Origin of the sequence: Nonomuraea sp. NPDC047897, from assembly GCF_043204415.1 — a bacterium.
Lineage (GTDB): Bacteria > Actinomycetota > Actinomycetes > Streptosporangiales > Streptosporangiaceae > Nonomuraea.
Genome location: NZ_JBIDCC010000013.1, coordinates 251,317 through 272,382, shown reverse-complemented (window position 1 = coordinate 272,382; position 21,066 = coordinate 251,317). Strand labels below are relative to the sequence as shown.

21 protein-coding genes and 1 pseudogene are annotated in these 21,066 nt (G+C 71.1%); 7 read left to right on the top strand and 15 right to left on the bottom strand.

Annotated elements, in window-relative coordinates:
• Nucleotides 1-160: 160 nt before the first annotated feature.
• The 7 genes and pseudogenes from ACGF0J_RS28525 to ACGF0J_RS28495 form a co-directional block, all read right to left on the bottom strand.
• Complete coding sequence (locus ACGF0J_RS28525; RefSeq protein ID WP_393150514.1) at nucleotides 161-1,057, bottom strand: hypothetical protein; 897 nt, start codon at nucleotides 1,055-1,057, stop codon at nucleotides 161-163.
• Nucleotides 1,054-2,091, bottom strand: a complete 1,038-nt coding sequence (locus tag ACGF0J_RS28520) for a CU044_5270 family protein (RefSeq protein ID WP_393150512.1) — start codon at nucleotides 2,089-2,091, stop codon at nucleotides 1,054-1,056. The genes ACGF0J_RS28525 and ACGF0J_RS28520 overlap by 4 nt, the downstream gene beginning before the upstream one ends.
• Complete coding sequence (locus ACGF0J_RS28515) at nucleotides 2,084-2,701, bottom strand: RNA polymerase sigma factor (RefSeq protein WP_393150510.1); 618 nt, start codon at nucleotides 2,699-2,701, stop codon at nucleotides 2,084-2,086. The genes ACGF0J_RS28520 and ACGF0J_RS28515 overlap by 8 nt, the downstream gene beginning before the upstream one ends.
• A 324-nt stretch (nucleotides 2,702-3,025) precedes the next feature.
• Nucleotides 3,026-3,400, bottom strand: a pseudogene (locus ACGF0J_RS28510) (transposase); the annotation flags it as partial.
• Between the two features lie 489 nt (nucleotides 3,401-3,889).
• Nucleotides 3,890-5,521 carry a hypothetical protein gene (locus ACGF0J_RS28505; RefSeq protein ID WP_393150508.1) on the bottom strand — a complete coding sequence of 544 codons (1,632 nt, stop codon included), beginning with the start codon at nucleotides 5,519-5,521 and terminating at the stop codon, nucleotides 3,890-3,892.
• 223 nt (nucleotides 5,522-5,744) lie between these two features.
• A complete protein-coding gene (locus tag ACGF0J_RS28500; RefSeq protein WP_393150506.1) occupies nucleotides 5,745-6,938 on the bottom strand; it encodes a CU044_5270 family protein in 1,194 nt (397 codons plus the stop codon).
• Nucleotides 6,931-7,509 (bottom strand): RNA polymerase sigma factor, encoded by a 579-nt coding sequence (locus ACGF0J_RS28495; protein ID WP_393150504.1) that lies wholly within the window; start codon nucleotides 7,507-7,509, stop codon nucleotides 6,931-6,933. The genes ACGF0J_RS28500 and ACGF0J_RS28495 overlap by 8 nt, the downstream gene beginning before the upstream one ends.
• A gap of 189 nt (nucleotides 7,510-7,698) precedes the next feature.
• Between ACGF0J_RS28495 and ACGF0J_RS28490 the strand changes: the two genes are divergently transcribed.
• Both ACGF0J_RS28490 and ACGF0J_RS28485 read left to right on the top strand, forming a co-directional pair.
• Nucleotides 7,699-8,115: a hypothetical protein gene (locus ACGF0J_RS28490; protein WP_393150502.1), complete on the top strand. Its 417-nt coding sequence runs from the start codon at nucleotides 7,699-7,701 to the stop codon at nucleotides 8,113-8,115.
• 30 nt (nucleotides 8,116-8,145) lie between these two features.
• Entirely contained in the window at nucleotides 8,146-8,553 is a 408-nt protein-coding gene (locus tag ACGF0J_RS28485) for a hypothetical protein (protein ID WP_393150500.1), read from the top strand.
• Nucleotides 8,554-8,577: 24 nt separating this feature from the next.
• Here the strand turns inward: ACGF0J_RS28485 and ACGF0J_RS28480 are convergent, their stop codons facing one another.
• The 4 genes from ACGF0J_RS28480 to ACGF0J_RS28465 form a co-directional block, all read right to left on the bottom strand.
• Nucleotides 8,578-9,072, bottom strand: coding sequence for an SRPBCC family protein (locus tag ACGF0J_RS28480; protein WP_393150498.1), 495 nt, complete (start codon nucleotides 9,070-9,072; stop codon nucleotides 8,578-8,580).
• Nucleotides 9,069-9,440 (bottom strand): metalloregulator ArsR/SmtB family transcription factor, encoded by a 372-nt coding sequence (locus ACGF0J_RS28475; protein WP_393150496.1) that lies wholly within the window; start codon nucleotides 9,438-9,440, stop codon nucleotides 9,069-9,071. The genes ACGF0J_RS28480 and ACGF0J_RS28475 overlap by 4 nt, the downstream gene beginning before the upstream one ends.
• Before the next feature lie 29 nt (nucleotides 9,441-9,469).
• The gene (locus ACGF0J_RS28470; protein WP_393150494.1) at nucleotides 9,470-10,198 is read right to left on the bottom strand and encodes a class I SAM-dependent methyltransferase; all 729 of its coding nucleotides are present in this window, start codon (nucleotides 10,196-10,198) and stop codon (nucleotides 9,470-9,472) included.
• A gap of 239 nt (nucleotides 10,199-10,437) precedes the next feature.
• Nucleotides 10,438-10,899 (bottom strand): nuclear transport factor 2 family protein, encoded by a 462-nt coding sequence (locus ACGF0J_RS28465; protein ID WP_393150492.1) that lies wholly within the window; start codon nucleotides 10,897-10,899, stop codon nucleotides 10,438-10,440.
• A 153-nt stretch (nucleotides 10,900-11,052) separates the two neighbouring features.
• Here ACGF0J_RS28465 and ACGF0J_RS28460 point away from each other — a divergent pair, with 153 nt between their 5' ends.
• Nucleotides 11,053-11,829, top strand: a complete 777-nt coding sequence (locus ACGF0J_RS28460) for a neutral zinc metallopeptidase (protein ID WP_393150490.1) — start codon at nucleotides 11,053-11,055, stop codon at nucleotides 11,827-11,829.
• Nucleotides 11,830-11,836: 7 nt separating this feature from the next.
• Here the strand turns inward: ACGF0J_RS28460 and ACGF0J_RS28455 are convergent, their stop codons facing one another.
• Nucleotides 11,837-13,075 carry a hypothetical protein gene (locus tag ACGF0J_RS28455; RefSeq protein WP_393150488.1) on the bottom strand — a complete coding sequence of 413 codons (1,239 nt, stop codon included), beginning with the start codon at nucleotides 13,073-13,075 and terminating at the stop codon, nucleotides 11,837-11,839.
• 106 nt (nucleotides 13,076-13,181) lie between these two features.
• On the opposite strand from ACGF0J_RS28455, the gene ACGF0J_RS28450 reads away from it, so the two are divergent.
• The 3 genes from ACGF0J_RS28450 to ACGF0J_RS28440 are packed head-to-tail and all read left to right on the top strand — an operon-like array spanning nucleotide 13,182 to nucleotide 15,790.
• Nucleotides 13,182-13,922 (top strand): TetR/AcrR family transcriptional regulator, encoded by a 741-nt coding sequence (locus ACGF0J_RS28450; RefSeq protein ID WP_393150486.1) that lies wholly within the window; start codon nucleotides 13,182-13,184, stop codon nucleotides 13,920-13,922.
• Between the two features lie 10 nt (nucleotides 13,923-13,932).
• Nucleotides 13,933-14,697: a DNA-formamidopyrimidine glycosylase family protein gene (locus tag ACGF0J_RS28445; RefSeq protein WP_393150484.1), complete on the top strand. Its 765-nt coding sequence runs from the start codon at nucleotides 13,933-13,935 to the stop codon at nucleotides 14,695-14,697.
• Nucleotides 14,698-14,716: 19 nt separating this feature from the next.
• Complete coding sequence (locus ACGF0J_RS28440) at nucleotides 14,717-15,790, top strand: spore photoproduct lyase family protein (protein WP_393150482.1); 1,074 nt, start codon at nucleotides 14,717-14,719, stop codon at nucleotides 15,788-15,790.
• 69 nt (nucleotides 15,791-15,859) lie between these two features.
• Here the strand turns inward: ACGF0J_RS28440 and ACGF0J_RS28435 are convergent, their stop codons facing one another.
• From ACGF0J_RS28435 to ACGF0J_RS28425, 3 genes are all read right to left on the bottom strand, one after another.
• Complete coding sequence (locus ACGF0J_RS28435; protein ID WP_393150480.1) at nucleotides 15,860-17,638, bottom strand: PA14 domain-containing protein; 1,779 nt, start codon at nucleotides 17,636-17,638, stop codon at nucleotides 15,860-15,862.
• A gap of 258 nt (nucleotides 17,639-17,896) precedes the next feature.
• Complete coding sequence (locus ACGF0J_RS28430) at nucleotides 17,897-18,919, bottom strand: NAD-binding protein (protein WP_393150478.1); 1,023 nt, start codon at nucleotides 18,917-18,919, stop codon at nucleotides 17,897-17,899.
• A gap of 36 nt (nucleotides 18,920-18,955) precedes the next feature.
• Complete coding sequence (locus ACGF0J_RS28425; protein ID WP_393150476.1) at nucleotides 18,956-19,519, bottom strand: ArsR/SmtB family transcription factor; 564 nt, start codon at nucleotides 19,517-19,519, stop codon at nucleotides 18,956-18,958.
• A gap of 79 nt (nucleotides 19,520-19,598) precedes the next feature.
• Between ACGF0J_RS28425 and ACGF0J_RS28420 the strand changes: the two genes are divergently transcribed.
• Nucleotides 19,599-21,056, top strand: a complete 1,458-nt coding sequence (locus ACGF0J_RS28420; RefSeq protein WP_393150474.1) for an alpha/beta hydrolase family protein — start codon at nucleotides 19,599-19,601, stop codon at nucleotides 21,054-21,056.
• The last annotated feature ends 10 nt before the right edge of the window (nucleotides 21,057-21,066 follow it).

Here is a 21,066-nt window from a genome sequence, read left to right as displayed (position 1 = left end):
GGGCATGACACGCCGCATCACCCGAGGAGGGCCCGCCCGACGCCAGCCCCGCTACGTCTGCGAATGAAGCTGATCACCCATCTCAAACACGCTCTGAGGGGTCGGGATGCTTGGGGATGGCCGCTGCCCTGGCGCTGAGGCCAGGGCAGCGGTAGAGGTGTCAGTCAGCGGCGGGAGCGGTAAGCTTGTCGTCTGTCCAGCCGGCCGTGATGGTCTGCACGCCGGACTTGCCGAGCATCGGCTTGCCGCCGTCCTTGAGGTCGGTGTACTTGGCCAGCAGCGTCATGGTTTTGGTGTCCACCAGGAGCTGTTGCTTGAGCACCGAGTCCTTGTTGGAGGGGATGGGCAGAGCCAGCTTGTGGCCGGTGCGGCCCAGCGGGTCCTTGGCCCGGCCGAGGTCGGTGACGCCCTTGGTCGTCTTCAGCACCTGGTAGGCGGCGGTTCTGACCTTCTTGGGCACCGGGTTCGCGTACAGCAGCTCGCTCGCCCGTCCGGCCACGTACCTGTCGAGGTTGACCAGCCAGTCGTCCTTCTTGGAATTCGGGCTGGTGGTCTTGGCCTCCTGCGCTGCCACGTCGATCCAGGCTTTGACGTCCGCCACGAGGTGCTTCCTGAGCGTCTCAGCGTCCGTGGGCAGCGCCTGGAGCCGCTGGTAGGTGACATACTTCTCGCCCAGTCGGAATCCGTCCGGCCGTCCCTTGGTCGGCGTGATATGGCCCTGGCCCGGGGCGGTGGACAGGCGGATCTTCATGCCCTCCGTGCGGTAGTCCCACGTGGTCGGCGACCCGTCGGCGCGCCAGGCCGCCTCGTCCTTCGGGGTCGCGGGCTTGGCGCCCAGTTCGCGAAAGCCACTCCAGCTCTTGCCCTCGGGCGACAGCCACTCGGTGCTGACCTCGCGCTGGGTTAGGTAGTAGCCGCTGCCGACAGGGCGGGGATGAGTCGTGATGTGGGTCGTCTCGACCCGCCAGTATGCGCCCTTCGGCGTGTCGGCGGCCGCGGGCGTGGCGGTCAGGCCGGCGATGACCAGCCCAGCGGCGACGGCAAGGGGGAATCTCATTTCTTCTCCAATGGGTTGTCTGCCGCCCAGCGGCTGTCCTGGATCGCGGTGTACCGTAGGAGCAGGCCGTCGGCGGCGGAACGGGTTTCGAGGGAAAGCGGTTTGCCGGAAACGGGGTCGATCACCAGCCTGGTCATGGTCGTCCCCGCGTGGCCGGGCGGGACGAACTCGCTGGACGTGTACTCGATCGCCTGTCCGGTCCGGCCCAGTGCGTCGGTCACCTGCCCGACGGCGGTGACTCCGGGCACGGAGGCGAGCAGCCGGTAGGCGGCGGCCCTGGTCTCGCTTGCCACCGGCGCGAAGAACAGCAGCCGCGCCGCGGTATCGATGGTCGTGCGGTCGTCGGCGTTGAAGAGCCGCTTCAGTCCCTCGGGGGTGTCGGGGAGGTCGCTCATCTTGGTCAGCGGCTTGCCCGCTGTGAGGATACGGAAGTCCCAGTCCTCGGTGGACCACGTGCGCCGCTCGCCGGGCTCCGCCCGTACGACCTCCTCGGGGAGTCCCCCTGTCCGGGACCTATCGTATGTCCAGGACGTGGGCGAGCCGTCGGCGCGCCAGGCCGCCTCGTCCTGGGGCGTCGCGGGCTTGACTCCATGGGGAGTCTGGCGATACCAGGTCAGCCCTTCGGGGTCCGCGGGGATCCATGTCTCGATCGTCTCGCTCTTCTGCAGAACGTACCGGCCGCCTGGTTCGTGGAACTGCCGGCCGTGGACCTCCGTGCTGCCCCACCATGTGCCCTCGTCCGGCATGGCGGCCACCGTGGCCGCCGCGACCAGCAGAAACTGCTTGCCGTCCGCTTGGGTGACCGTGCCGGAAGTGGCTGGCGCGCCCGAGGGCACCGTCTGCGTGAACACGACAACCGCCGCGGCCGCGGCCCCCGCCAGGGCGAGCCCCAGCGCGCTCCACCTGGCAGCCCTACGGCCGCGTCGCCGCTCCTGGGCGAACGCGGCGGCCAGCCGTTCGCGCCCGGCCCGCTCGACCTCGGGCGACAGCGGCGGCGCGGGCAGCAGCTCCCGCACCGCCTGGTAATCATCCATCAGAGCCTCCAAGCATGGGATTGATGCCGTCCAGCGCGGCACGAAGCTTCTTGCGCACTCGTGACAGGCGCGATCCGACGGTCCCGTACGGGATGTCGAGCGCCTGAGCTACCTCTTCATGACTCAGCTCGCCCAGCGCGCTCAGCAGCAGCACGTCCCTGTCGCCGTCGGACAGCGCGCGCAGCTCCGCCGCGAGCCGCCCCTGTGCGCTCCCGGCATCGACGCGGGTGACCACCCGTTCCTCGTGTCCGTGTTCCGTGCTGTCGTGGGCGGCCGCGTTGCGCTGCAGCGCCGCAAGCCGCCGGGCTTCGGCGCGCCGGTGTAGCGCTATTACGTTGCCGGCGAAGCCGTACAGCCAGGGACGGACCGTGCCACGCTGGGGATCGAACGTCTCGCGTTTCCTGAACGCGGCCAGGAACACCTCGGCCGTGAGATCGTCCGCGGCCTGCCAATCGAGTCGCCGCCCTAGATACGCATGGATCTCTCTCACGTACCGGTCATAGATCTCCCCGAACCGCTCAGGACTTCGGCGCGACAGCTCCACCAGAGCCGCGTCGCTGATCATCTCCGATGGATCAACGGAATCCGAAGCCGTCACATTGGTAGTCACACCTCTCACTCCACCAAAAGGGCGGATTGCTTTCACACCCGTCACTGAGGTGATCTCAGCGAAGTAGTTCGAGGGATTGGGATTTTTGGGACGCTCTCTGTGCGCGCTCGGCCTGGTGCTCAACTGCAATCGTGCTGTGGAACACCCGCTACCTGGACAGCGCGCTGGGGTGTGTCCCGTAATCGGTGTATCTCGATCTTGACTGGTTCTATCGGGTGGTCGGGGTCAGGCGGCCTTCGAAGGTGATGGCGAAGGCGTTCAGAGCGGCCTTCCAGCGGGTGATCCAGCGTTTGCGGCCCTTGCCGGTCGGGTCCAGGCTTATGATCGCCGTTTGCGCACGATCTTCGGCTCGAAACTGCCGTCCCGATCGCGTGGCACGGTGATCTCCACCGGCCCGACGTCGGTGATGACGGCCTTGGCCCGGCTGCCGTTGCGGGTGTTGCCGCTCTCGTTGCCGGAGCGTTCATGCTTGTCGTAGCCGAGATGGTCGGTGATCTCGCCTTCGAGAGCGGACTCCAGCACCAGCTTGGTCAGCCGGCCCAGCAGCCCGTTCTCACCGACCAGTTCCACCCCTTCGGCTCGCGCCTGGTCGACCAGCCTGGCCACCAGCTCCCGATCCGTCGAGTTGTCCGGCTTCTTACGCGCCACCGCGGCGTCCTCCAGGTCGATCTCCGTCGATGCCTGGATCACCGTACTCATCAGGTGCGTTCTCCTTGATCAGGAGTTACACCGAAAACCGTACAATCCCGTACGGATTGGTGGAGGTGGTCCACGAGCAGGTGGGCCCGCCGGGTTAGCGTCCACGTCTGTGTAGAGCGGAGGACCAACGCGTTTGCTACTTCGGGTAGCAGACTCCTCGTATGAGCATGCCTGAGCGAGAATTCGCCCCGGGGGACGGGCCGGCGGCGAAGGTCAGCGTCTCCCAGGGAGCGGGCACCATACGCGTGACGAAGCGGCGGAGTTGTTCGGCCAGGTCAGGACGGCACCTGAACTCCAGGAGGAGGGTGGATGGCGGGCGGACTAAGCAGGCTGAGTGTGGGTCCCATCGCAGCCTGCCGGAGCCCGAGTACCTCGACACGTTGATCGAGCACGTCATCCGTGCGCTCACACCCGCCGAGCCGAGCTAGAGCACGTGATCCACGCCACCCGTCCTGCCGGCCGCCCCGACGGGCGACCCCCTGCGGGGGTCTACGCCGCCCTCCTGGCTGGATAGATGAGGATCAGATCCTCGCCCGGGCGCGTGTACAGCCGCAGCCGGTAGGTGCCGGGGCCGCTCCGGGCGAGGTTGGGGAAGCGCACCTTGCTCGCCGACAGCGTCTGCATCGTCAGGTGTCCCGATTCGCTGACGATGTCCGCCTCGACCACCTCGTCCCAGCCTCTGCGTCGCAGGGGTGGCGGGGCCGAGCGCAACGCCTTCGCCGTGACGCAGGTCGCCCAGTCCTGGCTGGGTGTGAAGACCAGGGCCAGTCGACCGCTGGTTACCAGGATGTCGGTCGGCTCCGCGTTCCGGATCGCCGAGGAATCTTCCTCGGTGTTCGCCTTCGGATCGTGGATTCCGTAGGGCTGGGAGTCCCAGTCGTAGTAGGACGCGGTCGCCTGGAAGCGAGTGCGGAGCGCGGGCCACGGGTCGCGGCACCGGGCGTCCTCCTCGCGCGCCTCGCGTGCCAACTGCTCGCGCTGGATGTTCTCCTTCTCGGCCTGTTGTCGCTGTACCTGGGCGGATGACAACAATAAGTCCGGATATTTCCGGCCGATCACTTCCGGGCAGAGCAGCGCGAGCAGGGCAGGGCGAGCCCTGACCGGCTCTCCCGCCGCGAACCTGGCGCACGCGGCCCGGCCCTTGCCGAGGAGCTCCTGGTCCGCGACCTGCCGATCAGGCTTGCTCACGCCGCACAGATAGGCCCGATGGCGCTCGTGGGGCGGGACGTCCGCGACACGCGGCAGGGTAAACCACGCCGTGCAAGCCCTCAGCCCGTCCTTCTGCCAGGTGTAGCTGAGACGCGGGCCGCCCTCGGGCCCGACCGCCAACAGCATGAGGACCGCGGCCACAGCCGTGACCGCCGTGGGCACGCGCGAAGGCGCCTGCCGCTTCGGCTCACGGCTCAGTTCGTGCGCCGTGCGCGCCAGCCAGACGACGTAGAGCACATCCATCGCCTCGGCGATCGACTCGATCGTGCCGCCCCTCGTCAGGGCGTCCACGAGCTCGACCAGGAACGCGCTCGCGAAGGTGCCCAGACCGATGAGGAACGTCACGCGGCTCCAGCGGCCGTCGCGCCGCTGAGCGAGCAGGAGCATCACCATCATGACGGACGAGGCCACTCCCGTGGCCAGGACAGCCACCCGGTAGGCCGGACTTGTGAAGAGTTGGAACGTCGCATCGTCCGCCAGGCCACCCGCGAGCGATGTGGCCGGTTCCACCAGCCCGAGCAGGAGCACAGCCAGCCGAAATGGCCGGCCTGACCCGGTGACCACCACCGTGAACAGCACGAGTGCAGGCACCCAGAGCGCCAGCCCGATGACCATCTCGACCATGTAGGGCAGGAACGAGGGGATCAGCAGCCACACCACGTCGGCGTACAGCAGCAGCCGTAGCCACCTGGCCGGCCGACGCATCGGCACGGCCACAGGCGCGGGCCGGCGCAGAACCTGCCACAGCATCCACGTGTTCACCAGCCCGAGCAGCAGCAAGCCGCCCAGCACCGGAACCAGCGGGGACTCCCCGGCGGTCTCGCCGGGCGGATACCACAGGGTGACCAGCCAGGCCGGTGTCGCGGTGCCGATCACCAGGCTGACGATGATCGAACCGAGCGTGACGACCAAGTAGGCGGAAGCCGCAGAACGGTGAATGCGCACAATGAGGCTTGATCGTAGTGCGACGACGGCTGGTCCGGGGCGCCCCGTCGAGCGCCCCGCCGGTCTGGGGACCGACGCGCTGACCGCCGGCGCCGCGAGAGTGGTCCGGCTGAGCGCCGCCGGCGGGGACGAGGACGCGAGGATGTTCGGAGAGGTCCTCGCGTCGCTCGTCGGCCAGGAGTTCGGCGGGTCAGCCGGGCGGCGGCACGTCGGTCCACTCGGCGGCTTCGTACGTCTCGTACTCGGACACCTCGCCGGGCTGGTGGAAGCGGTCGGGCTGGGTTCCGGCCGTGAGGCGGCGGGGCTTGCCGTCGTCTCCTGGGGGGAGGGCACGGGAGCCCCGTGGTGGCGTCGCCACCACGTCCCGCATGGCCAGCAGCGTTCCGTCGCCCGGGTTGATGATCCACTGGCGGCGGTAGGTACCGAGTTGCCTGGGCGCGGTGGACAGGCCGAGGGGAATGGTCGTCTCCAGCGGCAGGGAGATGCCCACGCCGGCGCGGCCCAGCGGGTCGGTCATCCTGCCCTCGACCTTGACGCCGGGCAGGGTGGCGAGCATCCGGAACGCGGCTGCGCGCACCGCCGGAGGGGCGGGCGCCAGGGCGAGCAGCGTGCCGGCCACATCGCTCAGCGCCCGAACACGCGTCTCACCCTCCAGGGCCCGGATCGGCTGCCTCGTCACCTCAGGCGCGTACGCCGACCAGTTGCCTTCGAGGTCCAGCAGGGCCGTGCGCAACTGCTCGGGCTGGGTCGGCAGGGAGGCCAGCTGCCGCGCTGTCATGCCGAAGAAGCGCTGGTCACGGGTCGTGCGGCAGATCGGTTTCCTGTCCGGCGCGTCCATGAACAGGGTGCCCGGCCCGTCCGGGGTCGCGACCCGCACCTTCGTGGGAGCTCCTGCCTCCTGCCATCCCCGCCGGTCGCGGGCGCTCCACGGGCGGGCAGGCAGGTCCTGGACGGCGGTGCACGCCGTGCCGTTCCGCGCGGTCCAGTGGTCGTACCGCATCCTCGACTCGACCTTGTAGTGATCCGCCGCGCTCTCACCCACCGCGTGGATCTTCCCGGCGACGCGGGTGGTGTGCCAGTACGTGCCGGCCGGCTCCGGCCGCACGTTGGCGGCGGCCACCAGCAGCGCGTTGCCCGGCGCGTCCGGACTCTCGCGCTCGCCCGGCTGGACGGGCGGGTCCGCGTCCGACGTCACCGAGACCGCGGCCAGGGACGCGGCGACCAGGACGGCCGCCGCCATCGAGCTGACCAGCGGAGCCGTGAATCTGCGGCGGGGGCGTGGCAGGGGAGCGGCGCGCCAGTCGGCCCGCAGCGCGAGCACGTCCGGACTCTCCTCACGGGCCAGTGTCGTCCGCATCCGGCGCAGCGCGTCGAGTTCATCCATCGTGGTCCTCCCCCGGAAGGCTGTTGCGGAGCTTCGTTCGAGCCCGGTGAATCTTGGCCTTGATGGTGCCGAGGGGCAGCTCCAGAATCGCCGCGATCTCGGCGTACGACAGCTCACCCCAGGCCAGCAACAGGATGGCGCTGCGGTCCTGCGCACTCAGCGAGGCGAGGGCCTTGGCCAGCCGAGGGCTGTGCGCCGCGGCGACCACGCGCTCGCTGACCAGTTCCGCGACGCCGTCCGTGGCGGGGTCCACGCCAGTCCGGGCGAACGCCCGGAACATGCGGGTCTCCTGCCGATGGTGCTTGGCGATCAGGTTGCTGGCGATGCCCCACAGCCACGCGCCGAACTCCGAACGCCCGTCGAATCGCCGCCGCTGCCGGAACGCGGTCGCGAACGTCTCCGCCACGATGTCGTCGGCGAGAGTACGCCCGAGGCGACGTTTGACGTAGGCGTGCAGTCGCGGCGAGTGGCGACGGAACAGCTCGCCGAACGCCTCGGGGTCTTCCTCGGAGGCGGCGACGATCTCCCGGTCGTCGAGCTGCTCCGTGGGCCGGCTCACCACTCTGTCCATCGCCACATGATCGGTTCCTTCGGGTTCGGGGTGTTGACTCACCTCTCTATCCCGAAGGCCGCTCCCGGGTTGCGTCCCTTTCCGCCAGGCGGTCGGCTCCACCGTTCCGGTTGCACCCCATCTGAGGCCGGTGGATGGCTCTTCGTCGCGGAACGGCCGGAGACGTCCGCCATGCGGCACAATGATCGTGTGACGGAGGAGGTTGCAGCCGAGCGGATGCCGGCCACCGTACGAGCCGCCAGGTTTCTCCTGATCCTGCAGCTTGCCCTCGGCCTTTTCGGCACGGCGATCATGATGCCGGGCATCGTGGCCGCTCTCGGCGACCCAGAGCTTCTTGTCCTGCTGCTCCAACCTGTCCTGGTCGTGGCGCTCCTGGGGTGGCTGATCTTTCGATGGTCGTCCCGCGGGAAGTGGGTGCGCTGGTGTGCCCTCGCCTTCGAGACGGTCGCCGCTGGTGCTCACCTCATCACGGCCGCCATGGACGGTGAGTTCGGTTGGCTGAGCCTGATCCACCCGAGCACGGTCCTGCCGCTGGCGATCGTCATCGAACTGTGCACGCCCTCGGCGGCCCGCTGGTTCGTCCGTCCCCTCAAGCGACTGCCGTAAGGCCGCGGCCGCGTAGGCTGTCGGGTGATCATGGCGCTCGACGGGGGTGGTGGGGTGGGCGACCGGTTCGCGTCATGGTGGCGGGGGGTGGCGGCCGCGCTCGCCGGGGCGGCGGTCGCGTCGTCGTCGGCCTGCGGGCTCATCGAGGAGCAACGGTTCGACAGGTCCGTCGCGGACATGGAGCGGGTGGCCCGGACGATCCGCACTGACGACGACCCGGCGGAGCGGCCCCGGGAGATCGGGTGGATCACGTTCGAGGACGTCTACCGCGACGGGGACCGGGTGTACTTCAAGCTGGACGACATCGGTGGCGTGGACCCGTACGGCTACGTCTACAGCCCGGCGGAGCGTCCGGCCGACAACGGCCCCGTCGACTCGGTCCATTCGACCTTCGAGCACATCCGGGGCCCCTGGTATCACTGGAGCGACAGCTACTGAGAGCCCCGGCTCGTCGCGGGAGCCTCAGGCGGTCAGGGCGTCGAAGTGGGGCTTGAGCGCGGGGTAGTAGTCGCCGAAGTCGGGCCGGGGTGAGCCGTCGCGGGCGGCCACGAGCATGTCGAGGTAGTACTCCCAGCCGGGGCCGATCTCGCCGAGGCCGTCGTCGGTGCTGAGGTGCTGGACGAGCCGCAGCTCGGTGCCGTCGTCCGTTTCGGACAGCAGGAGCTCCAGCCGCCAGGATCCGGAGGGGTCCGTCATGGACACGGCCAGCCGCCGCGGGGGCTCGCAGGCGTCGATGCGCAGGTCGCACCAGGGCGTCTGCTCCTCGTAGGCCAGTTGGACCTTGACCGTCCGGCCGGGGGCCGCGTCGCCTTCCCAGGGGCCGAACCAGCGGGCCGTGCGGTCGGGCTCGGTGAGGCTGGCCCACACGTCCTCGGCGGGGGCGCGGAACGTGCGGGTCAGGACGAGGTCGCTGCCGGCGCCGGTGCGCACCAGTCGGCCGGTGGGAGTGGGGCTCATGCTGTGTCTTCCCTTCGTCGGGTGGCCGGATCGCGGTCGCGGTGGTCGCGGTGGTCGCGGCGGGTCCGGTAGACCTCTGTCTCCAGGGCGTCGAGGCGGTGCTCCCAGCCGGAAGGCCGGGTGAGCCGGGCGATCCAGTCGGTGACCTCGGTGAGCGGGCCGGTGCGCAGGACGTAGAACCGTTGCCTGCCGACGAGTTCGTCGCTCACCAGCCCGCTGTCCCTGAGGACGCGCAGGTGGCGGCTCACGGCGGGCCGGCTGATGACGAACCGTTCGGCGATCTGTCCTGCCGAGAGCTGTTCGTCGCGCAGCATCATGAGGATCTCCCGCCGTACGGGGTCGGCGATCGCGCCCGCTACCCGGTCCACGACCGAAAGTGTAACCTGTAGGTTACGCGTCAGGCAACCGGCGGTCGCCGGAACAGGGCGGTCAGCAGAAAGGGGACCCCGAAGGAGGCGGCGCCGGGAGGCTGCTCCCGCATCGGCCGCAGCTCGACCGCCGTGTAGTCGGAGAAGATCCACCGCAGCTCGCCGGGGGTGTGGGCGAGGCCGCCGTGCAGGCGCCCCTGCTGGTAGAACGCGTCGTCGGGCAGCTCGGAGCCCATGGCCCCGGCGGCGAAACAGGTGAGGGCGAGGTGGCCGCCGGGGGCCAGCACCCGGTCCAGCAGGCCGAGGTAGCTCACCCGGCGGTGCGGCGGCAGGTGGTGCAGGCAGCCGGAGTCGTAGACCAGGTCGTACCGGCCGGGGAGCTCGACGGCGAAGGCGTCGCCGCAGTGGAACCGCACCTCGGCACCCGCCTCCCGGGCGCGTTCCCCGGCCCACGCGACGGCGGTGGAGGACAGGTCCACGGCGTCCACCTCGAAGCCGAGCGAGGCCAGGTGGACCGCGTTGCGCCCCGGCCCGCAGCCCAGGTCCAGGGCGCGGCCCGGCCGGAGCAGCCCGCGGTCGAGATACGACACCAGGTTCTCGTCCGGCTTGTCGGCGAAGAAGGGAACCGCCCGGTCGCGGTCGGCGTAGAAGGCGTCCCACCAGCCGGCCGCGTCCGCCGTCCACCGGTCCGCGTCCGGGGCGAACAGCCGGTCGAGGAGCCTCATGACGTCGTCCATGGTGCGGATGTTGCGGTTCACGGGGGTTCCCTCCGTCGCGTCGGCGGTCCCCTTGATCGTACGGCGGGCGGGATGCGTCCGTGCAGGTCAGCGGCCTCTTGTGGGCCCGCTGGCGACGTCGTGGAGGCGGTGTCGCACGCCCGTCGCCGGAGCCGTCACGGCCCGGGTCCGTCGCCCGGCAGCCTCGCCCTGGGCGACGGCGGGAGGCATCGTGGAGCCGCTTCCAGGGCGCTGCGGCGCGCCTGCGGATGTGTCGTCGGTCACATCGCGGGGTCCGCGCAGGCCGTGGCGACGCCCGTGGGGTCCCAGTAGAAGGGGCGGCATTCGAGCATGCGGCCGTCCCGTACCCGGATCAGTTGGAGAATCTCGGTCTCCACGTCCCGTCCGGTGGCGCGGGCGCGGAAGCGGACGCGGTTGCGCACCACGACCGTGTCACCGTCGCCCCAGTGCTCCTGCTCCAGGAACTCCATCGACTCCCAGAGCTCGCTGAACCTGGCCAGGAAGCGCTCCAGCCCGTCATGGCCGCGCCACGTCCCGGTGCCGGTGAACGGCAGGCCGGGCGCCTGGTGCAGCACCACCTCGGGGTCCAGGTGGACCGCCACCTCGGCGTAGTCGGCCGCGCCGTACCCGCCTGCCGCGACGTACGCCGCCTCGGCCGCGTAGAACCGCTCCATCACCGCCCAGGCGTCGTCCTGCCGGTGTTGCGTCAGTGCTGTGGTCATGGTCCCAGCGTCACAGCGAGGCGGGTGGCGCGCTGGCTGGATTCGGACGTCGCAGCCGCGGTTTCGGGTATGCCCGATTCGTGGGGAGTTCGCTTGATCGTCATGTTCACGACGTAACGGAATATGAGGGTCACCCCCACTATGATGCGCCTCATGCGTTTCACCCCCCTTGTTGCGGCCTGCGCGCTTTTCTTCCTCCTGTTCTCGGGAACGGCGCACGCGACCGCTTATCCCGTCAAGGATCCAGCCCTCACCAGGAACAAGCTGTACCGCACCGGCGAGCTCCGGCCGAGCGCGTGCCCCGAACGTGCCATCGAGGCGAACGACGTCCCCTCCGCCAAGCGCTACCTGACCGCGGTCTTCAACTGCCTGAACGCCTCCTGGGGCGCGCATCTCAAGCGCGCCGGGATGCCGTTCGCCAAGGCGCGCATCGGGTTCATCACCAAGCCGCGCCGATACTGCGGGGACCGCTGGGGAAAGCACACCGCGGGCGTCTATTGTCCCGCCGAGCGGCGTTTTCTCATCATCCTGGATGACGACACGATCGGCGAACCTGAGGACCTGTTCCTCTTTATGCTGGTCGCCCATGAATACGCGCACCACGTGCAGAACGTCACGGGCATGGGCCGCGCCTTCGACCGCTACCCGTACCGGAGCAAGAGCGAGCTGAACGAGCAGATCCGGCGCAACGAACTGCAGGCCCAGTGCCTGGCCGGCGTGTTCATGGGCAGCGTCTGGAACTCCCTGGACCGGACGGGCGAGGACTGGGAGGAACTCCTGGACGTCAACCGCGAGAGTGGCGACGAGTGGACCAAGGCCCGTGACCACGGCAAGGGCCGCAACATCGCCGCCTGGCTCGACAAGGGCTTCCGAAGCAAGTCGCCGGCGTCGTGCAACACCTGGACGGTTCCGTCGTCCCGGGTGGCCTGACCGAGCGTCAGCTCCTGCGCAGGGCGAGGTTCTCCCGCAGCTCCGCCGGGACGGGGCCGATCTCCACGGGGTCGCCGGGGGTGACCAGGCTCGCGCGGTAGAGCTTGGCCGTGCCGGCCTCGTCGTCGCCGGCCGCGATGATCAGCGAGCGGCGGTCCCGGGAGACGGCGACCGAGATGATCGGCGTCTCGGTGGCGGGGGCGATCTCGGCCTTGACCTTCACCTTCGTCGACTGCACGTGTTCGAGGTCGCCGCGGGCGAGGGCCGGGTCGACCGCGACGGTGTAGTAGTCGTTGCTCGCGCCCGCGCAGAGCAGGTCGGTGGCGTCGAGCCAGGTGACGGGCGTGCAGTCGCGCCATTCGCCGTCGTCCCGCACGGCGACCTGCATGGCGAACGGCTTGAAGTCGGGGGCGTCGGAGTACCTGTCCACCTTCTTCGCGATGAGGTCGAGCTGGAATCCCTGGACGGTGCTCAGCCACTGGGCGACGCCCCTCGACGCGGCGGCGAACCTCCCGGACGGATGGACGACGCCGCCCGGGCACAGCACGGCGACGGACTTCACGACGTGGTGGTAGGTGTCGTCGCCCCTTCTGCCGAAGCAGGCCAGGCTGAGCTGCCGCGGGGTCAGCCGGCCGGTGGGGTCGGCCGAGACGTACTCCTGGTGGTCGCGCAGGAACCAGAACGACCCGTCGGCGGCGAAGCCGGGCTTCTCGTCGGTGAACGTCCGCGAGACGTACCCCTTCTTGTTCGACGTGGCGGTGACGTCCGTGAACACCCCCGTGCCGAGGTCGAGCCAGCCGACGCGCGTCCCGGTGCTGTCGGCCAGCCCCACCTCGACGGCGACGCGCCGGCCGTCGGGGGAGACCGAGCTGACGCCGGCCTCGCACAGGCCGCGGACGGACGCCTCGTCGCCGCCCGCCTTCGCGGCGACCTCCATCAGGTGCGGCTCGATCGTCGCGCTGGAGAAGTGCGCGGTACGGGTACGGAAGGCGTCGTCGTAGGCCGCGGCCTGCCAGTGGTCGCCGCTGCGCGAGCAGACGACCGGCCCGGGGGCGGACATCAGGGCCGCCAGGCTCTTCGCCGCTTCGGCCAGCGCCGCCTTCCCGGCGTCGGGGGTGGCCGGGGTGGTCGGGGTGCCGGGCGCCCGCTGCGGCGCGACGGCCGGATCGGCGCCCCTCGCGCAGGCCGTGGCCAGCAGGAGGATCGCGGCCACCGTCGCCGTTCGGCCGCCTCCGCGCACGCGCATCCATGACTCCTTCAGTGATGATCCGTTAAAGTGCGAACACCATTAACCATGTGTTGACCCTTCACCGCAAGTGGCCGTCACGGTCCAGAGCCGAGAAGATGGGCGGATGACAGGGTTGACGCGACGGGAACGACTCCGGGCCGAGCTCGAACGCGATGCCACGGCCGCCGCCCGCCGGATCACCGAGGAGGAAGGTGTCGAGGGCCTCACCCTGGCCGCCGTGGCCAGGGCCGTCGGGGTGACCCCGCCCGCCCTCTACCGCTACTTCGACGGCCGGGCGGGTCTCGTCCGCGCCGTCTACGACGACGTCACGGCCGAGTTCATCGAGACCGTCGCCCGCGCCGTGGCCCGCCAGGACCCCGACGACGTCAGCGCCCAGTTGCACGCCGCCACCCGCGCCGTGCTCGACTGGTCGATGGCCAACAGGGCCGGGTTCGACCTGCTCATGGGCGCCGCCTTCCCCAAAGTCGCGGGGGAGGACGGCATCCCGACGGTCATCCTGCGCGAGCTGGGCCGCCTGTTCGGTGAGCTGTTCGCCCGGCTGCTGCGCGAGGGACGCCTGCCCCACCCCGCCGAGGAGGACATCGCCCCCGACCTCGCGCCGCAGCTCCGCGTCTATCGCGACATCATCGGCCTGGACCTGCCCGTCGGCGTGGCGCTGCTCATGATGACCTGCTGGCGGCAGATCTACGGCCTGCTCTGCCTGGCCGTCTACGGCCACCTCCGGGCCGCCTTCGGTGACCACCTGCCGCTGTTCGAGGACATGATGGACGACCTCCTCGGCCGCCTCGGCCTCACCCGGAGCCCCGGCCTGCGCGTGGGGAATGGCCGCCCCGGCACGGGGTAGGTCGGCGGGCATGCCGGAGGGCCACCTGCTCCACCGCTACGCGGGGCGGCTGCGCGAGGCGCTGGCCGGGCGGGTGGTGCGCGCGACCAGCCCGCAGGGCCGGTTCGACGCGCGCCCGTACGACGGGCGGCTCGTCACCGACGTGGAGGCGGTGGGCAAGCACCTGCTCTACCGGATCGAGGGCGCCGAAGCCCTCCACGTGCACCTCGGCATGCGGGGCGTCTTCCTGGCGTACGACGATCCGGCGGTGGAGCCCCGCGCGGGCACCCGGCTCCGGCTGGCCACGGACGAGGTGGCGTTCGACCTCATCGCCCCGGCCCGGTGCGAGCCGCTGAGCCCGGCGCGGGAGGCGGAGCTGCGCGGCCGGCTGGGGCCGGATCCGCTGCGGTCCGACGCCGACCGCGACGAGGCGGTGCGGCGGCTGGTCGCCGCCCGCGCGCCCGTCGGCGCCGCCGTGCTCGACCAGGCCGTATGGGCGGGCATCGGCAACGCGTGGCGGGCCGAGCTGCTGTTCCTGGCCGGGCTCGACCCGGACGAGCGCGGGGTCGGCGCCGAGCGTGCGGGCCTGCTGTGGGACGCCGCCGTGCGGTTCCTGGCGCTGGGCCGTGACGCCGGGCAGGTGGTGAGCGACCCGGAGGCGCCCGACGAGCGGTGGGTCTACAAGCGCGAGCTCTGCCGCCGCTGCGGGGCCGAGGTGCGGGCGTGGCCGCTCGCCTCGCGGACGGCGTACGCCTGCCCGGTCGAGCAGCGACCCGCGGGCGGAAGCCCTGGCTGACCTGGAACGTTCCATCAAAGTGAGTGCCATCGAACGTCACCCGTTGCTCGACATCCGGCGCATCTACGTCGAGCCCGCCGCCGCCGAGCTGCCGCGCGGCCGCGAGGTGCTCGACCGCTTTCCGGGGGCCGAGCTGGTCGAGATCGCCGGCCACCACCGCATCCCCGAGCTGTACGGCGACGAGGCCAACGTGGCCCGCTGGGTGCGGATCAAGACTGAGGCGCTGGTGCTCGGTGTGAAGAAGTCGCTGACGGCCCGGCCCAACGGCCGCTCGGCCGACTTCATCGCCCCCTCCACCGCCAACGGCTGCGCGATGGCCTGCGCCTACTGCTACGTCCCGCGCCGCAAGGGATACAGCAACCCCATCACCGTGTTCGCCAACATCGAGCAGATCACCGGGTACCTCCGCCGGCACGCCGGCCGGCAGGGCGTCAAGCCGGAGCCCGACCAGGTGGACCCCGACTCCTGGGTCTACGACATCGGCGAGAACTCCGACTGCTCGGTGGACGCGACCATCTCGGCCAACGTCCGCGACCTGGTCGAGCTGTTCCGCGACCTGCCGAACGCCAAGGCCAGCTTCGCCACCAAGCACGTCAACCGCGACCTGCTCGGCTGGGATCCCCGGGGTCGCACCCGGGTCCGCTTCAGCCTGATGCCCGCCGCCGACGCCAAGCTGCTCGACATCCGCACCTCCTCCATCGCCGACCGGCTGGCGGCGATCGACGACTTCGTCGCGGCGGGCTACGAGGTGCACGTCAACCTCAGCCCGGTCGTGGTGCGCGACGGCTGGCTGGAGGACTGGGTGGAGCTGCTCGGCCTGCTCGACGACGCCGTCGGCCCGGCCGCCAGGCGGCAGCTCGCCGCCGAGGTGATCTTCCTCACCCACAACGACCGGCTGCACGAGGTCAATCTCGGCTGGCATCCCAAGGCCGAGGACCTGCTCTGGCGGCCCGACCTGCAGCAGGCCAAGCGCTCGGAGACCGGCGGGCGCAACGTGCGCTACCGCACCGGGCTCAAGGGCCGCTACGTCGCCGCCCTCACCGGGCTCATCGGGGAACGGCTGCCGTACTGCCGGGTCCGCTACGCCTTCTGAGCGGGAGCACGAGGAGCCGCGTGAAACGGGTGGCCGACCGGCGTCCGGCCGCACCGGCCGGCCACCCGCCTAACCCGTGACGAGACGCGCCGCCGGGATGATCTGACGCGGGATGGACGGACTCGACCAGCGCAGCTCCGCGATCGCGTCGTGGCCGCTGTCGTAGAACTCCATCGTGATGTCGTGCCTGCCGGGGCTCAACGCGATCTGGGCGGTGTCGTCGCGCTTGGAGTGGTCCGTCCAGGCGTCGATGAGCAGCCGTCCGTCCACCCGCAGCCGCACGCCGTCGTCGCTCGTCGTGATGAAGGTGTACGTCTCGGCCTTGTCGATCACCACCTGGCCGGTCCAGCGGGCGCTGAAGGTGTCGGGGCCGATGGCCGGGTCGGGGGAGCCCGAGCCCCAGTCGAAGTTCACGGTGGGGTCGACGCGGGTGACGCTGCTGCCCGTCAGGTCGGCGTTGTCGAAGTACGTCGCGGTCAGGCCTGGCTCGCCGATCACCAGGGTGGTGGCCGAGCCGGCCGGCAGCGTCAGCGTGGCCCGGCCGCCCGAGATGGCCGCCGTGCCGGCCCGGTGCGGGGTCCAGGCGTCGGCGGTGCTCCGCCAGACGGCCGCGGTGCCGCTCGTCAGCCCGGTGAGGGTGAGGGAGGTCTCCAGCGGCTCGTCGCCCACGTTGACCAGGACGACGTTCTTGGCGTGGTCGGAGGCGAAGACGTGCAGCTCGTCGTCGTCGGCGCTCGCCTCGACGACCGTCGTGCCGAACGGCCGGAACAGGCCCTCGCCGGTGTACATGCCGATGCCGTGGTAGATGGGCAGCGGCTCGCTGCGTGCGATGCCGCCCTCTCCCTTGGTGCTGGTCAGGCCGAGCCGGCCGTTCTTGTCGCCGTACTGGAAGGCGCTCGCGCCGGCGTGCAGCATCTGGCCGAGGGCCGCCGCGCCCCACAGGGTGTTGAAGTGGGTCAGCGTCCGGTGGCCGTCGGGGTCGTCGAAGTCGGAGTTGAACTCGCCGATCTGCAGGTCGAGGTCGCGGCCCAGCTCCGAGCGGATGAGGGAGCGCACGGCCGCGATGTCGGTCGCGTACGAGCGGATCACGTCGCCGAGCAGCGCCTCGTCGGTGATCGGCTCGGAGCCGTTGCCGTAGTCGTGGTAGTCGACGAAGTCCACCCGGTCGCCGGAGCCCCGCAGGAAGGCGCGGATGTAGTCGTGGTCGTTCCACGCCGTGGCGGGCCCGCCGACCTTGACGGCCGGGTCCACGGCGCGCAGCGCGTCGGTGATGAGGTTGAAGCGCCTGCTGTACTCCGCGGCCGGCATCTCCGGCTTGTCCGGGGTGCACGCGCAGTTGAGCTCGTTGCCCAGGATGAAGCGCCGCACCGGCTTGCCGGAGGCGGCGAAGTGCCGGTAGAGGGCGACCGCGTCGTCCCGGTTGACCTCGGCGCTCTGGCGGCCGTCCACCTGGAGGATGACGACCGGCTCGGCGCCGAGGTCGCGGACGGCGGCGATCCAGGCGTCGCCGGACACCTCGGTGGCGCACCTGTAGCCGCCGCACACGATGGGGCTGTCGTGGTCGCCCGGGGTCTGGTAGTGCAGCTCGATCCGCATCCGGCCGACGCCGAGCCGGCGCAGGTGGTCGCGGTGCCTGGCGTCGTTGGTGATGTACGAGCCCTCGCCGTAGCCGGTGATCCCGACGCCGTAGTCGACGGCGGAGATGTTGCGGATCGGCTTGGTGAAGTCCACCGAGACGGAGGCGGCGGCGGCCGCCTCCGCCGATGCGCCCGCCGGCCAGACCAGCGTGGCGGCCACCAGGCCGCCCGCGAGCACGGCGCGTAACGTACGGCGCGCGAAAGTCGTCATGCTGCTCCTGTCAGAGGATCCTCGGAGATCGAGAGGATCATGACATGCGCGGATGACCGGTGGGTTGAGCGCGGTGGGATCGTGCTGTCAGCGCTCGCCGGGTGGCTTGACGAGCACGAGGTCTTCGAGGTAGCAGTCGCAGTTGCCGCAGCCTGGAGTCACCGGCCGCCCCTCTCTCGTAGTCCGGATGTCGGATCCGCTCCGACCGTATGACAGGGCGCCGCTCGGGGGCCCTGTCCGGGAAGGCCAGAGAAGCGTTCAGCGAAGGGCGGCGGTCAGCTCGTCGGCGGTGAGGCGGCGCGAGCCGATGTAGTAGAGCACCGCGCCGGCCGGCAGCTCGCTGCGCCAGCCGGGGTTGACGAGCAGCGCGTCGCCGGAGCGGGCGGCCAGCATCGTGGCGCCGTAGTGGCGGCCGAGCGCGGTCTGGCAGCGCTCGACCGGCACGGGGCCCAGCGAGGTGGGCAGGCGGACCGAGTAGGTGCCAGCGCCGCCGTGGGTCGTCAGCTCCGCGTAGATCTCGGTGATGCCGGGGTCCCGCAGCTCCTCGGTGATCATGTAGGGGCTGTGCCACTGGACGCAGCTCAGCGATTCGGCGACGTAGCGCAGGTGGCGCACCCTGCGCAGGTCGCGCAGGGCGACCACCAGATGGGCGCCCTCGGTGACGTGGTCGGCCGTCAGGGCGACGGCCAGCGCCTCGTTGTCGTCGCGGGCGTCCACCAGGACGCTGTGCGCCCGCTGCACGCCGGCCCGGCGCAGCACGCTCTCGTCGGTCAGGTCGCCGCGGACGAACTCCACGCCGTGCTCGGGCATCGGGTGCGTCGCGACCTCCTCCCAGGCGCACACCACGACCCGCGTGCCGTCGGCCATCAGCTCGTCGGCCATCTGCTCGGTGCGTCCGGGCGTGTAGCCCAGCAGCACGACGTGCCCGGAGTGGTCCACGGTGACGGCACCTCGCATCCTTCGTCCCCTGCTCTGTTCCAGCGCGGCGGCGATCCTGGTGAAGACGGTGGTCAGGGTGGCGATGCCGCCCACGATGACGTACGCGCCGACGACGTGCCCGGCGGTGGTCTCCGGCGCGAAGTCGCCGTAGCCGACGGTCGCGGCGGTCACCACGAAGTACCACCAGTAGGTGCCGGGTTGGACGAGCGCGCTGCCGGCGGGCTCGGCGAGCGCCATGAGCGGCCAGCTCGTCGCGAACACGGCGGCGAACACCAGCACCGGCGTCCACCAGGTGCCGAGCAGCGTCAGCCGGGCGAGCAGGCGGGCTATGAAGATTGTCACCCTACCTCCCACTCTGCACGGTTCTGGTGTCGTACCTTAGCCGTCGTCGGCGGGGAAGGCCCAGAGGCGGATGTGGATCGGCCGGGCGCCGGGCGCCGGTTCCTCGTCCCCCAGGGCGTGCTCGGTCAGCAGCGCCATGTACGCCTCGAAGAACTCCTCGAACTCGGCCTCGGTCATCCGGCCCAGGCCGCGCGACGCCTTGACCCAGCGCGGGTCGCGTTCGTAGACGGCGGGCAGGCGTTCGAGCATCCGCAGATCCTCCTCCAGCCCGATGCGGTGGAACTCGGCCAGCACCGGGCGGTCCTCGGGGGAGAGCTGGTCGGGGGTGGGCAGGCGCAGGTCGCGTGGGCCAGGCGCCTTGCGCCACCAGCGCTCGCGACCGGCCGAGCGTTCGGGGATCTCCTCGATGAAGCCGTACTTCTCGAGCTGGCGCAGGTGGTAGCTGGTCGTGCCGGTCTTGGCGCCGAGCAGCTCGCCGAGGGTGGTGGAGGTGGCCGGGCCGTGGATCTGCAGGTGGCTCAGCATGCGGCGGCGCATGGGGTGGGCGAGCGCCTTGAGTCGGGCGGGGTCGTCGAGGAGGAACGGCTCGTCGTCCTTCATGGCGAGCAGCCTAGTCCTCACGGAAGAGATCTGCAGAGAGATGTTTGCCGAGAACTCTCTGCAGAGTATTGTCGGTAACATGAGACGACGACGCATGCTGGCGGCGGTCATCGCCGCCGCGTTCACGCTGTTCGCCGCCGGGCCCGCGACCGCGACCGCGACCGCGACTGCGGCGGCGGCGGCGGGCGACGAGCCGCCCGCCCTACCCGCCGACCTCGCCACCACCGAGGTGAGCTTCCACGGTGACGGCGGCCTCACCCTGCGCGGCACTGTCCTCGCACCACGGGGGGCCGCGGCGCGGCGGCCCGGCCTGGTGCTCGTGCACGGGGCGGGCACCGGCACGCCCCGCACCAAACTCCTGGGCGAGGCCGTGGAGTTCGCCCGGCGCGGCATGGCGGTGCTGGTCTACGACAAGCGGTCCGTGGACTATTCGCTCTTCGAGCGGTCGTACGGGCAGCTCGCCGGCGACGCGCTCGGCGCGGTCGCCGCGTTACGGTCGCAGCCCGGCGTCGATCCGGCGAAGGTCGGCCTCTGGGGGCTCAGCGAAGGCGGCTGGGTCGCCCCGATCGCGGCGTCCCGGTCGGCGGACGTGGCCTTCGTCGTCCTCGTGGGCGCCAACAGCATCCAGCCGCTGCGCCAGCAGGCGTGGGCCGTGGCGGCCGGACTCCGCAAGGCCGGCGTGTCGGGCCCGCTGGTCGAACGGACCGAACCCACCCTCTACCGGGTGCTGGCCGACGGTGACCTGTTCCCGGAGCCCTACTACGACCCGGCTCCGACCCTGCAGCGCGTCCGGCAGCCGGTGCTCGGCATCTGGGGCGTCCACGACCTGCTGACCCCGCCCCGGGAGAGCCCGCCCGGCTTCGCCGAGGCGTTCGAGCGGGGCGGCAACCGCCACTACACGTTCCGCTTCTTCGCCGGAGCGGACCACGCCGCCCACCTGACGCCGGACGGCGGCGTCAGGCGGCTGCCCGGGCTGGCGCCCGGCTACGCGGACCTGGTCGGCTCCTGGGTGCGCGACGTCACCTCGGGACGGCCGCCGGCGGCGAGCACCTCCGGGCCCGCCCCCGTGCAGGAGACGCCCACCTTCCCCGTGCCGCCCACCGCCTGGTGGGAGTCGGCGGCGGTGCACCTGGCCGCGCTCGTGCTCTTCGCCGTGGCGTTCGCCGGCTACCCGGTGGCCGCCCTGGCCCGCCGGCTGCGCCGGGCCGGTCGCGCGCCGGTGAGCCGGGCGGCGCGGCTGCTCAGCGGCGGCGGGCTCACCGTGGTGCTGGGCTCGTTCGGATACCTGATGTACGTGGTGATGACCGGCGCCAAGCTGGCCTCGCCGGGGCCGCTGCTGGCGGGCCGGCCGGTGGCCTGGCTGGCGCTGCAGGCCCTCACCGTGGCGAGCCTGGTGGCCGCCGCGCTGACGGCACGGGCCTGGTGGCGGGAGCGCGGTCCCCTGCCGCGCGGGGAGCGCGTCCGGCTCGGGCTGCTGCTCGCGGGCGGGCTGGCGCTCGTGCCGTGGGGGCTCTACTGGGGGCTGCTGCTGCCCTGAGGCCGCGCTT

Excerpts from the sequence above, each read along its gene's own strand:
- ACGF0J_RS28525 (WP_393150514.1), bottom strand. The coding sequence starts at position 1,057 with ATGAGATTCCCCCTTGCCGTCGCCGCTGGGCTGGTCATCGCCGGCCTG.
- ACGF0J_RS28520 (WP_393150512.1), bottom strand. The coding sequence starts at position 2,091 with ATGGATGATTACCAGGCGGTGCGGGAGCTGCTGCCCGCGCCGCCGCTG.
- ACGF0J_RS28500 (WP_393150506.1), bottom strand. The coding sequence starts at position 6,938 with ATGGATGAACTCGACGCGCTGCGCCGGATGCGGACGACACTGGCCCGT.
- ACGF0J_RS28495 (WP_393150504.1), bottom strand. The coding sequence starts at position 7,509 with ATGGACAGAGTGGTGAGCCGGCCCACGGAGCAGCTCGACGACCGGGAG.
- ACGF0J_RS28485 (WP_393150500.1), top strand. The coding sequence starts at position 8,146 with ATGGCGCTCGACGGGGGTGGTGGGGTGGGCGACCGGTTCGCGTCATGG.
- ACGF0J_RS28480 (WP_393150498.1), bottom strand. The coding sequence starts at position 9,072 with ATGAGCCCCACTCCCACCGGCCGACTGGTGCGCACCGGCGCCGGCAGC.
- ACGF0J_RS28465 (WP_393150492.1), bottom strand. The coding sequence starts at position 10,899 with ATGACCACAGCACTGACGCAACACCGGCAGGACGACGCCTGGGCGGTG.
- ACGF0J_RS28460 (WP_393150490.1), top strand. The coding sequence starts at position 11,053 with ATGCGTTTCACCCCCCTTGTTGCGGCCTGCGCGCTTTTCTTCCTCCTG.
- ACGF0J_RS28455 (WP_393150488.1), bottom strand. The coding sequence starts at position 13,075 with ATGCGCGTGCGCGGAGGCGGCCGAACGGCGACGGTGGCCGCGATCCTC.
- ACGF0J_RS28450 (WP_393150486.1), top strand. The coding sequence starts at position 13,182 with ATGACAGGGTTGACGCGACGGGAACGACTCCGGGCCGAGCTCGAACGC.
- ACGF0J_RS28445 (WP_393150484.1), top strand. The coding sequence starts at position 13,933 with ATGCCGGAGGGCCACCTGCTCCACCGCTACGCGGGGCGGCTGCGCGAG.
- ACGF0J_RS28435 (WP_393150480.1), bottom strand. The coding sequence starts at position 17,638 with ATGACGACTTTCGCGCGCCGTACGTTACGCGCCGTGCTCGCGGGCGGC.
- ACGF0J_RS28425 (WP_393150476.1), bottom strand. The coding sequence starts at position 19,519 with ATGAAGGACGACGAGCCGTTCCTCCTCGACGACCCCGCCCGACTCAAG.
- ACGF0J_RS28420 (WP_393150474.1), top strand. The coding sequence starts at position 19,599 with ATGAGACGACGACGCATGCTGGCGGCGGTCATCGCCGCCGCGTTCACG.